Here is a 15039-nt window from a genome sequence, read left to right on the forward strand (position 1 = left end):
AACAGTCTGTACTAACTGTTCTCCGAAGGGGAACTTGCGCGTCGAGATTTGACTGCGGATGGGATACCTCCATTTCGCATCTGATATCTCGCATTACTCCTTCCCGGACGTGCATCGACCCACGAAATCCAAGCGATCCGCAGACCACGCGGATATCGACAACGAGCTACGATTTTTATTGAGAGATCGAAAGGAAGCTAAACCTCATGAAATGGCTGAATCTTATAGGCGCATTGGTGTTGGCGCTGGGCATGAACGGAACGGCTCAGGCCGGTTTGTTCGGCGGACACCATGGTAGCAGCGACTGTTGCGGCGCCGCAAAGAGCTGTGATTGTGCGTTGGCCTGTCCGCGCATCTGTTGTAAACCCGTCATCTGTCGTCCGACCTGTCACAAGGTCTACAACTACCAACGTTCGTGCTGCAAGCCGACTTGCTGCGACACATGTGCTCCCACGGATTGCTGCGCCCCCAAGGCGTGCTGTGCTCCTGCCGGTAATGGTTGTGCCCCCGCTGCTAAGGCGTGCTGCGCTCCCGCTGGCAATGGTTGTGCCCCGGCAGGCAACGCTTGCTGTGCCCCGGCTGGCAATGCTTGCTGTGCTCCGGCCGGCAACAACTGCTGTGCTCCGGCTGCGAACAGCTGCTGTGGCCCGGCGTCCTGCTGTGCCCCGATGCCGTGCTGCCAACCTCGCGTTGTTTGCGTTCCCAAGTGCTGCCCCAAGCCGTGCTGGAATCCTTGCAAATGCTGCGAGCAATTGTGCGACAACAACTGCTGTGACAAAGCTTGCTGCGACAAAGCTGGTTGTGCCCCCGCTGGCAACGCCTGCTGTGCTCCCGCTGGCAACGCTTGCTGTGCCCCGGCCGGCAACGCTTGCTGTGCTCCGGCTGGCAATAGCTGCTGTGCTCCTTCCTCCTGCTGCAACACCGGTTGCGGTGGTGGATGCTGCGACTGCGAGCAAATCTGCTGCGACGATGATCCGTGCGAAATCGCGCACTACATCTACGTTTCGCAAACGGCTTGCTACGCTCGTCAACGTGCACGTGCCATTGATAAGCTCGGCAACAAGTTCAAATGTGTCTGCAACCCGGAAATCATGTGCGCCTTGGTTGTGGGATTGAACGATTGCGACGAGCGGGTTCGCCGCCAAGCCGCCGATGAAATTGGCGATCAGCTTCGCAAGTACCCCTGCTGCTGCAACAAGCAAATCGTCTGTGCCTTGGCCTGTGCCTTGGGTGACTGCGATCGCCGCGTCCGCCGTCAAGCGGAAGAAGCGTTGGAGATCTGCGGATACGAAGTTGACGATTGCTGCAACTGTGGAACCAGCTGTGGCCAAACTTGCTGCAACAGCTGTGCCCCGGCTGCCTGTGGTGCCGCTGGTGCTGCCCCCGCCGCTCCGGCTCCGGCCGACGCGAGTGAAGAAGCTGCTCCGGCTCCGGCTCCTCCGGCCGAACCGGAAGCGTACTTCCCCTCGCGGATTCCTCAGCGTCAATCGCAAAAATCGCATCGCGGTTTGGGCAACCTGTTTGGCCTGAAGTAAGCGACGGATTTGGTAACGACGAAGTATTGAAGCGACTCATCTCCGTTCATAAGGAAACGGGTCGAACGCAGGCGGCTCTGGGCATTTTGCCGAGGGCCGCCTGTTCGTATTTACAGGTCATCATTTTTTCAGCAGAACTTCTACACCATAACGGCAGGCAAATTGAAGCTTACGGCGTCTCGGTAGTCGATTGTTGTCCGATCATACGAAGCGATTCAGGAGTCGCTGTTCGTATTGCGATCGGTGAGGTTGATCCTGGCGGTGTGGTGGTGACTGTGAGAGGTGTCGATGGTAACGGGGGGGCGAAGTCGGTAAGATCGCGTCGCGTGCGTTGGTGCTTGACGAAGCTTGAGGCGACAGGCTGAAGGGTTCGTTGCGGCACCGCTTTTTTTCCTGCCGATGCCATTTTGCTTACTGAATACTGATTTCATGTCTCGCATTCAACAATTGACTCCGGCGGTGGTGAACAAAATTGCCGCTGGTGAGGTGATCGAGCGGCCGGCGAGCGTGGTCAAGGAAATGCTGGAGAATTCCGTCGATGCGTTGGCGACGCGGATCGAAGTGGAAGTGGCCGCTGGCGGGAGTGAGCTGATTCGGATTACCGATGACGGCGAAGGAATTCATCCCGACGATGCGCTGCTGACGATCAGCAGCCATGCGACGAGCAAGATTCGCTCCGCTGAAGATCTCTTCAGCGTGCATACGATGGGATTTCGCGGGGAAGCGCTGGCCTCGATTGCCGAAGTGAGCCAATTTTCATTGCGAAGCCGACAGGCGGAGAATCCGCGGGGCTTTGAATTGGAAGTGAATGGAGGGCAATTGAGCGAACCGAAACCGTGCGGCTGCCCGGTGGGAACGACGATTGAAGTTCGCAATCTGTTCTGCAATACGCCGGTTCGTCGCAAGTTCTTAAAAACGCCGGCGACGGAAATGGGGCATATCACTGAGCAATTCACGCGGATTGCGCTGGCGAATTCGCGGTTGCATTTGTCGCTGCGGCACAATCGCAAAGTGATTTATGACCTGCCGGCGACGGAAAAGATGATCGACCGGTTGGAATTGTTCTATGGAGCGGAGTTGGCCGAGAAGTTGATTTGGGTTGAATCGGAACAGGAGGGAGTGCGGCTGTGGGGTTATGTGGCGCACCCTAGCCAAAACAAATCGACCGCCAAGGGGCAGTATTTGTTTCTCAACGGACGTTGGATTCAGGACCGCTCACTGAATCATGCATTGCGGGAAGCGTATCGCGGGTTGTTGATGGTGGGGCGATATCCGATTACGTTTTTGTTCCTGGAAGTCCCGGCGGAGTCGGTGGATGTGAATGTGCATCCGACGAAATCGGAAGTTCGTTTTCGGGACAGTCAAATTCTGTATCGGCAGTTGTTGTCGACGTTGCGGAAAAAGTTTTTGAGCGTCGATCTCGACGGTCGATTGAATGTGGCGGGTGAGGGGCCGCGCGAGGAAGCGGCGGCGCCGACACCGGAAGTTCGGGCGGAGGCGCAGCGGGACCTGGTGGCTTGGGCGGGGGAACAGGTTGCGGCGTGGAAGCCAACAGAGTCGACGGGAAGCTGGGAATTGCCGCCGCGTTCGATTCCACTCTCGGCGGCCGATATTGAGGAACGGGAGTCTGGTGCATCCGAAACGCCTGCTGCGGATTTTCCGGCCGGGGAGATGCAGACGCGGCAGGATGCGGCGCATCACGATTTCCATGCGGGTGAACGCCCGCGGGCGATGCAGGTGCACGATTGTTATTTGGTGGTCGAAACCGAAGAGGGGATTGCGGTGATCGATCAACATGCGCTGCACGAGCGGATCATGTATGAGCATTTGCGGGGGCGGGTGTTGGCCGATGATGTGGAATCGCAGCGATTGTTGCTCCCGGAAACGATCGAGTTGAGTGCGGGAGAGGCGGGGTTGTTGTTGGAGAATGCTGAATTATTGGGGCAATTCGGGCTGGGGATTGAGGGGTTCGGCGGCGGGACGGTGTTGCTAACGCGGTATCCAGTCATGTTGTCGCGGGCGAATTTGCGGCAATTGATTTTGGATGTGGTCGATCAACTGTCGGGATCGGGTGAAAAACCGACGCGGCGGGACTTGATTGATGAGTTGTTGCATATGATGTCCTGCAAGGCAGCGATCAAAGCGGGGCATCGGTTGAGTCCCGAGGAAATCGACAGTCTGTTGGAGCAACGGCATTTGGTGGATGACGCGCATCATTGTCCGCACGGTCGGCCGACGGCCTTGGTTTTGTCGCGAGCGCAGCTGGATCGGCAATTTGGCCGCCTGGGTTAATTGCGTGCGGGGTAAACCGCGTCAAATGTTGCTGATCAGCCCGCGGTCGTAGTGCGGCGGCTGCGAAAATGGGTTACACTCGAAGGTTGGAGACGATGTGTCGGCGGCAGTCCGGTGATTGTGAATTGCTGCCGAATCGGAATTTGGTTTGGGCGTAATGTTTGATCGGTGCCATGGTGTGCACGGCATGGGGATCTACGCTCGCGACGATAAACACCCTGTAAATTAACGACTTATGATTTGCGTCAGTATTGGCAGAACCCGTCACAAGATGATGCAGGCCGAGTATCGCGCCCTGGCGGAGCGTGGGGCGGAGTTGGTGGAGTTGCGGCTGGATTGGCTGGGGCGACTGCCGGATTTGAGTCGGCTGTTGAAAGATCGTCCTTGCCCGGTGGTGATCACTTGCCGCCGCAGCGAAGACCAGGGGCGCTGGCGGGGGACGGAAGAGCAGCGGCGGACGATACTGCGAAACGCGATCGCCGACGGAGTGGATTACGTCGATCTGGAAGAGGACATTGCGGGGGGCATTCCGCGCTACGGTTCGACCAAGCGGATCGTCAGCCACCACGATTTTGAGGAAACGCCTCAGGATCTGTGGGAAATCCATCGTCGGCTTTGCAGCCATGATCCGGACGTTGTGAAGTTAGTCACGATGGCGAATTCGCAGCAGGATAATATCCGAATGTTGCAGGTTGTGCAGGCCGCCAAGGTTCCCACGATTGGTTTTTGCATGGGGGAATTGGGGCTGACCAGCCGGATTTTGACTGGGAAATACGGCGCGCCGTTTACGTATGCGACATTCAATAGCGGGCGTGCTATGGCGCCGGGGCAATTGTCGTTTTCGGATATGAAGAAGGTTTATCATTACGACGAGATCGATGAGGCGACCGAGGTTTACGGTGTTTTGGGAGATCCGATTGCGCACAGTCTGAGTCCCTTAATTCACAATCGAGCATTTCGCGCAGCGGGTCTCAACAAGGCGTATCTGCCGTTCCATGTGCTGCCCTCGGTGTTTAAGCAAACGCTAGAAGATTTCCAATGGTTGGATGTGAAAGGTTATAGCGTGACTTTGCCGCACAAGGTGGCGGCAATCGATGTGTCGGACGCTTGTGAACAATCGGTTGAGGAGATCGGGGCGGCCAATACGTTGTATCGGGATCCGGAATCGGGTTGGGTGGCGGCGAATACGGATTACGATGCGGCGTTGACGACGATTTGCTTGGGATTGGATCCTAAATTCGACCCCGCGACCGACAGTTATGAAAAACTGATTTCGGGACGCCGAGTGTTGATTTTGGGAGCTGGTGGCGTGGCGCGGGCGATTGCCGCCGGATTGAGCGAGGCGAAGGCGGACGTAACCATTACCAATCGGACGCATCAACGGGCGATTGAATTAGCTGCGGAATTTGGCTGTCGGGAGGTGCAATGGGAAAATCGCGGCAGTGGCTTTATTGATATTTTGGTGAATTGCACGTCAGTCGGAATGCATCCCAATGTCGATCAGACGCCGTTCCAACAAAGTTGGCTGCGGGATGGCATGCTGGTTTTCGATACGATTTATACGCCCGAGCGGACGATGTTGATTAAAGAAGCTCGCGAGCATTTGTGCAAAACGGTAACGGGTGTGGAAATGTTTGTGCGGCAAGCAGCGGCGCAATATGAACGCTTCACCGATACGGCGGCTCCGTTGGAGTTGATGCGGGAAACGTTGCGTCACAAGATATCACCCGCTCAATACGACGGTGCGTGATGGTGTGTCGTCATTGGCAAATGATTTTGATCCGCGATGCTGGTTCGCGATCTGGCAAATCGTTTTAAAACCCACCGGCACGTTCCGCTGAAACTGATAGGTAAGTTTCCGGAACAAATGCAACCGGGTTTTGAAACTGGTTCTCGCTCCGCGGAATTCTCCGCAGCGGTGTAGTCGGGTAAGACGCTGTTTCTATGGTGATCACCTTTATTGGATATCGAGGTTGCGGGAAATCGACTGTGGCGGCTTTGTTGTCGGCGCGGCTCGGTTGGGCGTGCGTTGATGCCGATGATGCGATTGAAAGCCGCGCGGGATGCTCGATCAGCGAGATATTTGCAGAGCGGGGTGAGCCGGTCTTTCGGGAGTTGGAGCGGACGGTGATTGCGGAATTGCTCGGCAGGGAGCGGTTGGTGCTGGCGGCGGGGGGCGGGGCGATTTTGGCTAAAGCAACGCGTGCGGGGATGCGCAGCGCAGGTCCTGTCGTTTGGCTACAGGCGCCGGTTGAGGATTTGAGCCGACGGATTTCCGGTGATGGCAGCACGGCATTGCGGCGCCCGCAGTTAACCGATGCGGGGGTGACGGCTGAGATTGAGAGTGTATTGACCGCTCGTGAACCGTTGTATCGCGATGCGGCGACGATTGTGATTGATACGGCGGGCCGGACTGTTGAGGACGTGGCGGCGGCTGTTTACGATGCTCTGCCCGATGAAGTAACGAAGGATCAATAACGTGATGGACCACCTCATCGATCTTGCACCGCGCCTGGTCCTCGTGTTTACAGCGGGCGTACTGATTGGGCGGTTTCTCAATCTTTGTATTGTCCGCTTTCCGCGCGATGACAGTTTTGTTGGGCAATTGAAACTACTGTTCCGGCGTCCGCGAGCCTGCGATGGCTGTGGGCTACCACGCAGTTGGTGGCAGTGCTTGCCCTTGACCGGTCTGTTCTCAAAAACAGCACGCTGTGGAGGTTGCCGGCGACGGATTCCACGGCGATTCGCGGTTGTCGAGTTATTGACCGGCGGGTTGTTGGCGGTGCTGTATGCTTTCGAGGTCCAACCCGAGGTAGGATTGTCCGATGCGCAATTGCATGTGCGGTTTCTGTATCATGCGGTGATGTTTTGTGCCTTGATCGTGGCAACGTTTATTGATTTTGATTTGAAGATCATCCCCGATGGCTCGACGTTGCCGGCGATGGCGGTGGGGGTCCTGGGGGGGTGGTTGTTGCCTTATGTGTTTCTCACGGAAGTTTGGTATCAGCAACCGCATTTGTCGTTCTTTGAACAGTTGGCGCAAGGGGAGTGGTCGTGGTTGGCCGTTTTTCAAGGGCGGCCGGAGTGGATTGAACGTTGGCCGCATTTGCATGGCTTGGCGGTCAGTTTGGCGGGGTTGGTGGTGGGCGGCGGGATTGTGTGGTCGGTGCGTATTATGGGTGAGCGGGTGTTGGGCCGGGAGGCGATTGGGTTTGGCGATGTGATTTTGTTGGCGATGATCGGTAGCTTTGTAGGGTGGCAGGCGGCTGCGATTGTGTTTTTTTTAGCGCCGTTGTTTGCTTTGATGACAGTGGTGCCGTCGTGGATCTTTTTACGCAATCGCGAAATTCCCTTCGGACCGTATTTGAGTCTGGCCGCTGTGGTGGTCGTGCTGTTTTGGCAGGAGATCTGGGCGGAAACGGACCAGATTTTTTCTTTGGGCGTCTTTTTGCCGGTGGTTGGTTTGGTGATGCTGTGCGCGTTGGCATCGCTGTTGGGGATGTGGCTGGGGATCAAACGCTTGTTCGGCTTTGAAGCTGAGGAAGAGTTCATTGAGGAATGGACTTCGGGGGACCAGTTGTCGTTTCTGGCGAACGAAGTGATTGACCCCGATCAGGGGCAGTGGAGTCGGGCGTCCTGGTTGGGTGGAGACACAGGGCGGGGGCGGTCGCATTATCGGCGGTGGCGGGGGGGCGGGGGGTGGTAGTAGGCAGGGAGGAGTGGCCGGTGGCTAGTGGCCAGTGGCCAGAAAAAAGGGGGGGAGTCTTGTAGGTGGGACTTGGTTTGTGCTGCCTGATTTGATTGGGGGAGTGTGATTGAAATTGCGAGGAGACCTTCGGTCGGGGGAGTGCGGGGTCGGGAGACCCGCGCACAACGAAGGAGGGGCGGGTGCGGGGTCGGGAGACCCGCGCATGACGTTGGACGCGCGCACAACGTTCTTCTTTTCCTCGAGCCTGTTGCCTCACGCCTCTTTTCCTACAGCCTACGGTCTATGGCCGACAGTCTGGCGTCTCACTGGTGTCGGGGGTCGAAGGCGTCTTGTAGGGCGTCGGAGACTATGTTGAAGGCGAGGACTAGGCCGAACATGAAGGCGGTGGCGGCGCCGATTTGCCAGAAGAAGCTGTTGATGACTTCCGAGCCGGACTGGCTGATCATGATGCCCCAACTTGGTCCGCGTTTGACGCCCAGTCCTAGAAAACTGAGGATGACTTCGGACTTGATCGCGCCGATGAAGAGCAGTGAAAAGTTGATCAGTAGCAGGTGAGCGGTGTTGGGGATGATGTGCCGCAGCATGATGTAGACCCGCCCGCAACCCATAGCTGTGGCTGCCTGGACGTATTCCAGCTCTTTGATCTTGAGCGTCTCGCCCCGTAATACGCGGCAGGGACCGATCCAAAAGGTGAGACCGAAGGCGACATAGACGGGAATCAGCGTGCCGTCCCAGGTGGTGCCGGTGAACATATAGGCCAGCAGCACCAAGAGGACGAGGTTGGGGATCGAGGAAAAGGTGGTGTAGAGCCAGATCACCAGATGGTCGACCCAGCCGCCGAAAAATCCGGCAGCGACTCCCAGGAAGCCGCCAAATAAGACGGCAAACAGAGCGGTGACGATGCCGATTTGCATGGCGACTTTGATGGAGTAGATCGCTCGCAACATGATGGAGCGACCTTGGCGGTCGGTTCCCAAGAGCATTTCAAAGCTGCGCCAAACCCCTTTCCAGCCGGTGGGGGGTGGGTAGAGTTGATTGACGATTTGCTCTAACTCGGCCAGTTTTGATAACTGCTCGGGGGCTTCGTTGAGGTTGGCGCTGGTGGCCAAGCTGTCGAAGGTCTTCCAGCCTTGGTCGACCAGGGTTTTTAGTTCCGGCTGGGGCAGGTCGGCGACTTTGAGGGTGCCGAAATCGATTTCAGCGAGGGCTGTTTGCGGATCGGGTTTTTTGAGTGCGCGGTCGACGATTTCTAGTAGTTGCTCGCAATGTTGCAAGCGTTTTTCCGGCTCTGGCTTTAGGAAGAATCCGGGCATGTTTTTGGTGCCGACCCGGCCTTCGGTTTGCTCCAGGTTGATGAAACCGTAATTTTTTGGCGGGGTGTAGTCTTTATCCTGCCAGCTGCGGAAATCGAAATACATTTCCGGAACCAGGATCACAATCGCGATCGCCAGATAAGCGGAAATGACGAGTAGCGCCAGGATCGATGACCGGCTGCGGAAGAATTTTCGGGCGGCCCGGGATTCTTTCCAATTCAAAATCATGAGAGGCGAATCCTCGGATCAACCAGGGCGTAGAGCACATCGGTGAGAATGATGGTGATGATGAATAAAGCGGCGAAGACAGCGGTGAAGGCTTGGATTACCGGGAAGTCCTTGGCATTGACCGCCATGATCAGCGCCCGACCCATGCCGGGAATCCCGAAGTACATTTCGAGCACGATCGAGCCGGTGATTAAAAAGGGGAGGGTGATCATCACTTGGGTGACGATGGGGATCATGGCGTTTTTGAGCATGTGCACGAACATGACTTTGCGTTTGGTGACCCCTTTGGCGCGGGCGGTTTTGATGTAATCGCGGCCGGTTTCTTCGACCATGACCGCGCGGTAGAAGCGGGTGTCGTAGCCCATGGCGACGATGACTGAAATCATCACGGGAAGCAGGCAGTAATGCGCCCAGTATTGGAGTCCCGGCTCGTAGCCTTGGATGGCGAAGAGTTCGTGTCCGGTTTCTTTGTAGATCAAATAGGCCCCGAAGTATTGTCCTAAAATGATGTAGACCAACACGCTGATGCACATGCCCAACACGGCGAAAAAGACCAACGTTTTGTCGACGGTCCGCCCGCGGTAATAGGCCGAGATCATGCCGACGCAAATGGAGAGAATCGTGGTCAGGATCAGTGCCGGCACGGTGATGGAGAGGCTGGGGACGATTGAGCGGCGGATCATGCTGCCGACGGTGACGCCGGGGAAATCCCAGCTTTGTTCAGTGAAGTCGAATGTGACAAGCTTTTTCAGGAACGTGGCGTATTGTGTGATGAACGGTTTGTCTAAACCGAAAGCTTTTTTCGTGACGGCGATTTTTTCCGGCGTGGCATTTTTGCCCAGATGGATTGCCACCGGATCCTGGATGCGGAGGATGGCCATGACCATCAGGATGACACCCAGATAGACGGGGATGTAGTAGATCAAACGGCGAATGATGTAGGACCACATAGCTCGGTCACTTTAGTCTGGTTGCTGGAAGCGAATCAGTGGCTTCGAAGAGAAACCGTATTAGTTCTCTGAGGGATAGACGCCGCGCTGGGTGACGTCTAGGTATTTGGGCCAGTTGTAGAAGTCTTCGGTGACTTTGAAATTTTTCAGCCAGGGATTGATCAGGTAGAACCGTGTGCGGCCCATGGAACCGGTGTAGGGGGTGTCTTCGATGACCATGTCCCGCATTTTGATATAGAGCTCCGTCCGTTCGGGAGAGGGGGGCATGCTGCGGATCTGTTCGTAGAGGCGGTCGTATTCCGGCCGGCTGTAATTGAAGCTGTTGGAACCGGGGGCGGCGTTGGGACTGTAAAACAGGGCGAGGTTATTTTCCGCATCGGGGTAGTCGGAACCCCAGGCGAAGCCGAAGAAGGGGGCCTTCTTGTTGTGGACTTTTTCGATCAGGGTGGAGAACTCGACGATCTGAGCGTTGATTTCCACATTGATTTTTCCGAGTTGACGTTTCAGTAATTCGGTCTGTTCGACGTTGTTTCTACCGCTACTGGTATAGAATTCGATTCTGGGTAAGCCTTTGCCTTCTGGATATCCCGCTTCGGCGAGCAGTTGCCGGGCGCGTTCTAAGTTGGGACCGCGATAGCTGACGTCGGCTTTGCCGTCGGGGGGGAAACCTTCGAGGCCGGGGGGGATGGGGCCGTCGTAGACGGTGTTGATGCCGCTGTAAAAGGCTTCGTTGAATTCGTCCAGATCGATTGCCAGCGAAATTGCCTGGCGGAGTTTTTTTTGTTTCTCGCCGTAGCCTCCCAGCAATTCGTCTTCCATGTTGAAACCGCGGAAGATGAAGTCGAGCAATTCCACGTTCTGTGTGGTGATGCCTTCGCGGACTAATTTGGGCCGCAATTGTTTCGTACGCTTGAGAAATGCTTCGTCAAAGTATTCATCGGGGACTTGTGTGTAGTCGATTTTTCCGGTGCGAAACGATAGCCACATCGGTTGGTCTTGGACAAAAAATTGGAACTCCAGACGGTCGACGAGCGGCAAGCGTTTGCCGGCGTCTTTGGTCCAGCCAGCGGCGACGTCGCTCGGCATATGTTCGGTGGGGTAATAGCAGGGGTGGTAGCTGGGGTTTTTGTAAAAGACCATCCGCTGTCCGGGACGCCAGTCCTCTTCGGCGAGGGTAAACGGCCCCGTTCCAACGGGATGCCGACCGAAGCGATCGCCGTACTTTTCGACCGCTTCGCGGGGGACGATCGCGGTTTGGAACATGGCGAGCACCCACATGAATCGCTGGACGGGCTGTTTGAGTATCACGCGGAATTCGTGGTCGTTGATCTTCTGCATGCCTGCGACGGGTGCGTCGTAATCGAAGGAGCCTGTTTGGGCTTCGACGGCTGCGTTTTGTTGTTCGCGGTATTCGTCGAAGCCTTTGATGGTGTCTTTGAGCAGCCACCAACTCTTGGGGTTGTTGCCATTGTCGGCCATCCGCTTCCAAGAGTAGAAGACATCGTCGGTGACCAGTTCGCGGCCTTTGCCATCGGGGAAACAGGGGTCGTCGTGGAAGAGGACGCCCGGTTTGAGTTTGAAGTGGTAGGTGAGTCGGTCCTCAGAAATTGTGGGCATCTCGCTGAGCAGCAGCGGTTCTAATTCTGGAGGACGGATGAGGTACTTGTATTGCACCAACGTTTCGTAGACTTGGCAGGTGGCTTTGTTGTCGTAGACCGTTGAGCCTTGGACCGGGTCGAGCGATTTGGGGTCGTCGGCGCGTAACGGTAAACGTAAGACCTTGCCCTCTTCATCGATACGCGAGCAAGAGGAGCAAGCGAGGAGGGCCAACACTGCGGCGATGTGCAGCGTGCGAGCTAACCACTTTACGCTGGGGGTGTGTTGGGTTTTATTCATACGTTGGCGAGTGATTTGTGTGAATAGACGCGATGTTGGTTTGTGTCAGGTGGTTGTTTGCCGGCACTGCTGGGCGAGCCAGCAGTGGCACCCGGTGGTTTTACGGCACTGGCGGACAAGCCGCCAGTGGCACCCGGAAAAACTGACCTGTACTGGGGGGCAAGCTGCCAGTGGTACCCGATTGGTGAATTATTGAATGCGCATCATAGAGGATGTTGCGGAATTGTCACGGTGATTTGGGGGGATCGTTGTTGCGTTTCCAGTCGGCGATCCAGAGTTGGCTGGTGCCTTTGGGGCCGCGGGTGGAGGTCCACATCAGTTTGCTTCCGTCGGGACTGAAGACGGGCAGTACATCGGCGGCGGGGCTGTCGGTGATTTGCGTGACAGTGCCGGCGGTTGGTTTGCCGTCTTTGAAATCGAGGTCCATGACGTGGAGTTGGAATTTGGCGGACGTTGGTCCGCGGGAATAATCGGCGCCGGACCAGACGAAGTATTTGCCACTGGGGTGGAAATAGGGGCACCAATTGACCTCTTTGAGGTTGTGGGTCAGTTGGACTTCGTGCTTGCCATCGACGGAGATCATGAAGATTTGCAGCATGTGTTCTTCGTCACGGTCGCTGCGGAAGATGATCCATTGATCGTCGGGCGAGAAGAAGGGGCCGCCGTCGTAGCCGTCGACGTTGGTGATTTGGCGGACGTTGCTGCCGTCGGCGTCCATGATGAAAATATCAGGATCGCCATCGCGGGTGGAGGTGAAGACGATTTGTTTGCCGTCGGAGGAATAACTGCCTTCGGCATCGTAACCGGGGGCGTCGGTCAGTTGTTTGAGGTTGGTGCCGTCGAGGTCACAGGTATAGATGTCCATGAAATCATCGAAATCCCACTGGTAACGGCGGCGGCCGGTGATGGCACGGGCGTCGCGTTCGATGGTGGGGAGATTGGGGTTGGTGTGAGCGGAGGCGAAGAGGAGCGATTTGCCGTCGGGGTTGAAGTAGCTACAGGTGGTCCGTCCGCGGCCGGTGCTGATACGGCGGGGGTCGTTTTTGTCGAGGTCTTGGAGATAGATTTGGTAGAAGGGATAGCCGACGGGGTAGGCTTGGTAGATGATCTGTTTGCCGTCGGGAGAGAAGTAACCTTCGCCGGCGCGGGGCAAGCCGGAGGTGACTTGGCGGAGGTTGGCGAGGTGTTCCGATTCGAGCGGGGAGAGCGCGGGGGTTGACGGCTCGTCGGGCTTGGGGGCATCCTCGGCCAGTGCAGGGGAACTGAAGGTGAATGACAGTAGTATTGCGGATAGCGTGAGGCGTTGCATGGTGTCTCTCCTTGGAACGAGCAGCACGTTTTGGTTGAATTCGTTTGACGTTTTTCGACGCCCATGAGTATACATGGGAGGCTGTCGAGTTGTCTCCCCATCGGGAGGCTGTGGCCGATTGATGGGAGGGAGGAAAAGATGGCGAGCCGATATTTGTTTGCTGATTATTCGTCGGATTGGCCACGTTTGTTTGAAGAGGAGGTGGCGCGGTGGCGGGAGATGTTGGGTGAGCTATTGGTGAAGGTACATCACGTGGGAAGCACGTCGGTGCCGGGGTTGGCGGCGAAACCGGTGATTGATTTGCTACCGGAGGTGAGTGATATTGCGCAGGTTGAGGCACGCACCGAAAAAATTGTAGAAGCAGGGTACCGCGCTTGGGGGGAATATGGATTGCCGGGGCGGCAGTTTTTTACGAAGGATGCGGGGGAGTTTCGCTCGCATAATATTCACGTCTACGAGACGGGGAACGTTGAGATCGTGCGGCACGTGGCGTTTTGCGCGTATTTGCGCAGCCATGATGATGAACGGCGAGATTACGAAGCGCTGAAGCGTGCTGCGTATGCCGCGCATCCGGCGGACATCAAGGGTTATTGCGCATTCAAAGATGCGTGGATCAAACGGGTGGAGCCGTTGGCGGTGGCGTGGTTTGAGCGGCAACCGTGGGCTGTTTGATGGGTGCGGCCTTTGCTGTCGTGTCGTTTTTCTTGCCGGGTGGTTTTGTTACGGGGCAGGGTTGGGTTCCTGGATCAGGAATTGGATTTCTGTGAGGTAGTTTTTGGGATTGCCGCGGAAGATCATGCCGGGGCCTTTGAGGTAGACTTCGCGGGTCGGGGTTTGTATTTCGTAGCCTTGGTCGGCGCAATGTTTGAGTACCCGTTCGTAGGAGCGGCCGAGTTGTTGGTAGGGTCCGCGATGGACGAGCGTGACGCAGCGGCCGCCGGGGAGTTCGCGAACAGAGATACCGTCGACGGGAACGTGTTTGCGGAGCGGCATACAAGGTTCGAGGTCGGCGTCCTTTTCGCGATATTCGTTGTCATAGTAGAGGCAGAGTGGTTTGCCGGAAATATGACGTCCTAGTTTGCGGCCGATTTGGGAGAATCCGGTACCGATTTCGTCGTAGCGGCACTGCATGCGGATCCCAGCGACGAGTTGTGGCGGGAGCGTTTTCTCTTCGATTTCAAATTGCTTTTGAGACATCGTACGACGGGCCTCCTGTTCGTTGTGGACAATGCGGTCGATGGTGGCGACGATATCGCGATCGCGTTCGATACGGTCTTGTAGCGACTGTTTACGTTGCTTAAGAAAATGCAGGATATCCGAGTCGTCGTCGTGCTGGGCGAGGATTTCAGCGATTTCGTCGAGTGAAAATTCGAGTGCGCGGAGCGCTGTGATGACGCGAGCGGTTTGGATATTGCGGTCGTCGTAATAACGATATCCCGTGCCAGCTTCGACGCGTGCCGGAATGAGCAGGTTCTTTTCGTGATAGAACCGTAAAGTTTTAACCGGTAGAGCAGTGATTTTGGAAAATTGGCCGATGGTGAACATGCTGGGAATCCGTGGAAATGTGACTTGTGAGGTCCACAGTTTACAGCCTCCAGTAACTGGAGGGTCAAGCGGGAAACTGAGGAATACCGGTGACTGTTTGTTATGAATTGGCAATTTCTGTATTGCTGAGGGGCGGAGGGAGGTCGCATGACCGGTGGGAACGGTTTTGGTAGGATCGGTGTGACTTAGTGGCCGGTGGTCAGTGGCCGGTGGCCAGCAAAAGTAAGCGGTATGCAAGTTGGGTGGGGGGGGGAGACCTTCG

12 protein-coding genes are annotated in these 15039 nt (G+C 56.4%); 6 read left to right on the forward strand and 6 right to left on the reverse strand.

Annotation, left to right across the window (positions count from 1 at the left end):
• Positions 1-403 precede the first annotated feature (403 nt).
• A complete protein-coding gene (locus Mal52_RS04925; protein ID WP_145374599.1) occupies positions 404-889 on the reverse strand; it encodes a hypothetical protein in 486 nt (161 codons plus the stop codon).
• Between the two features lie 202 nt (positions 890-1091).
• On the opposite strand from Mal52_RS04925, the gene Mal52_RS04930 reads away from it, so the two are divergent.
• The 5 genes from Mal52_RS04930 to Mal52_RS04950 all read left to right on the forward strand — a co-directional run bounded on the left by Mal52_RS04930 (position 1092) and on the right by Mal52_RS04950 (position 7533).
• Positions 1092-1535 (forward strand): HEAT repeat domain-containing protein, encoded by a 444-nt coding sequence (locus Mal52_RS04930; protein WP_145374600.1) that lies wholly within the window; start codon positions 1092-1094, stop codon positions 1533-1535.
• A gap of 429 nt (positions 1536-1964) precedes the next feature.
• Positions 1965-3827: a DNA mismatch repair endonuclease MutL gene (gene mutL, locus Mal52_RS04935; RefSeq protein ID WP_145374601.1), complete on the forward strand. Its 1863-nt coding sequence runs from the start codon at positions 1965-1967 to the stop codon at positions 3825-3827.
• A gap of 235 nt (positions 3828-4062) precedes the next feature.
• On the forward strand, positions 4063-5577 hold the full coding sequence (gene aroE / locus Mal52_RS04940; protein ID WP_145374602.1) for a shikimate dehydrogenase: 1515 nt from the start codon (positions 4063-4065) through the stop codon (positions 5575-5577).
• 194 nt (positions 5578-5771) lie between these two features.
• Positions 5772-6305 (forward strand): shikimate kinase, encoded by a 534-nt coding sequence (locus Mal52_RS04945; RefSeq protein WP_145374603.1) that lies wholly within the window; start codon positions 5772-5774, stop codon positions 6303-6305.
• 4 nt (positions 6306-6309) lie between these two features.
• Positions 6310-7533 carry a prepilin peptidase gene (locus Mal52_RS04950; protein WP_145374604.1) on the forward strand — a complete coding sequence of 408 codons (1224 nt, stop codon included), beginning with the start codon at positions 6310-6312 and terminating at the stop codon, positions 7531-7533.
• Positions 7534-7838: 305 nt separating this feature from the next.
• Here the strand turns inward: Mal52_RS04950 and Mal52_RS04955 are convergent, their stop codons facing one another.
• From Mal52_RS04955 to Mal52_RS04970, 4 genes are all read right to left on the reverse strand, one after another.
• Positions 7839-9077, reverse strand: coding sequence for an ABC transporter permease (locus Mal52_RS04955; protein WP_145374605.1), 1239 nt, complete (start codon positions 9075-9077; stop codon positions 7839-7841).
• The gene (locus Mal52_RS04960; protein ID WP_145374606.1) at positions 9074-10027 is read right to left on the reverse strand and encodes an ABC transporter permease; all 954 of its coding nucleotides are present in this window, start codon (positions 10025-10027) and stop codon (positions 9074-9076) included. Before Mal52_RS04960 ends, Mal52_RS04955 begins: the two co-directional genes overlap by 4 nt.
• Positions 10028-10087: 60 nt before the next feature.
• Positions 10088-11923 (reverse strand): ABC transporter substrate-binding protein, encoded by a 1836-nt coding sequence (locus Mal52_RS04965; protein ID WP_145374607.1) that lies wholly within the window; start codon positions 11921-11923, stop codon positions 10088-10090.
• Between the two features lie 226 nt (positions 11924-12149).
• Positions 12150-13232, reverse strand: a complete 1083-nt coding sequence (locus Mal52_RS04970; RefSeq protein ID WP_145374608.1) for a TolB family protein — start codon at positions 13230-13232, stop codon at positions 12150-12152.
• A gap of 138 nt (positions 13233-13370) precedes the next feature.
• Between Mal52_RS04970 and Mal52_RS04975 the strand changes: the two genes are divergently transcribed.
• Complete coding sequence (locus Mal52_RS04975) at positions 13371-13904, forward strand: GrpB family protein (RefSeq protein WP_145374609.1); 534 nt, start codon at positions 13371-13373, stop codon at positions 13902-13904.
• 48 nt (positions 13905-13952) lie between these two features.
• On the opposite strand, the gene Mal52_RS04980 is transcribed toward Mal52_RS04975, so the two are convergent.
• Positions 13953-14777, reverse strand: a complete 825-nt coding sequence (locus Mal52_RS04980) for a MerR family transcriptional regulator (protein WP_197534668.1) — start codon at positions 14775-14777, stop codon at positions 13953-13955.
• Between the last annotated feature and the right edge of the window lie 262 nt (positions 14778-15039).

It is taken from the genome of Symmachiella dynata, from assembly GCF_007747995.1.
Classification (GTDB): domain Bacteria; phylum Planctomycetota; class Planctomycetia; order Planctomycetales; family Planctomycetaceae; genus Symmachiella; species Symmachiella dynata.

What these genes read in the sequence shown, in the direction of transcription:
- aroE (WP_145374602.1), top strand. Translation starts at nt 4,063, where the DNA reads ATGATTTGCGTCAGTATTGGCAGAACCCGTCACAAGATGATGCAGGCC.
- Mal52_RS04950 (WP_145374604.1), top strand. Translation starts at nt 6,310, where the DNA reads ATGGACCACCTCATCGATCTTGCACCGCGCCTGGTCCTCGTGTTTACA.
- Mal52_RS04965 (WP_145374607.1), bottom strand. Translation starts at nt 11,923, where the DNA reads ATGAATAAAACCCAACACACCCCCAGCGTAAAGTGGTTAGCTCGCACG.
- mutL (WP_145374601.1), top strand. Translation starts at nt 1,965, where the DNA reads ATGTCTCGCATTCAACAATTGACTCCGGCGGTGGTGAACAAAATTGCC.
- Mal52_RS04955 (WP_145374605.1), bottom strand. Translation starts at nt 9,077, where the DNA reads ATGATTTTGAATTGGAAAGAATCCCGGGCCGCCCGAAAATTCTTCCGC.
- Mal52_RS04980 (WP_197534668.1), bottom strand. Translation starts at nt 14,777, where the DNA reads ATGTTCACCATCGGCCAATTTTCCAAAATCACTGCTCTACCGGTTAAA.
- Mal52_RS04960 (WP_145374606.1), bottom strand. Translation starts at nt 10,027, where the DNA reads ATGTGGTCCTACATCATTCGCCGTTTGATCTACTACATCCCCGTCTAT.
- Mal52_RS04970 (WP_145374608.1), bottom strand. Translation starts at nt 13,232, where the DNA reads ATGCAACGCCTCACGCTATCCGCAATACTACTGTCATTCACCTTCAGT.
- Mal52_RS04975 (WP_145374609.1), top strand. Translation starts at nt 13,371, where the DNA reads ATGGCGAGCCGATATTTGTTTGCTGATTATTCGTCGGATTGGCCACGT.
- Mal52_RS04930 (WP_145374600.1), top strand. Translation starts at nt 1,092, where the DNA reads ATGTGCGCCTTGGTTGTGGGATTGAACGATTGCGACGAGCGGGTTCGC.
- Mal52_RS04945 (WP_145374603.1), top strand. Translation starts at nt 5,772, where the DNA reads ATGGTGATCACCTTTATTGGATATCGAGGTTGCGGGAAATCGACTGTG.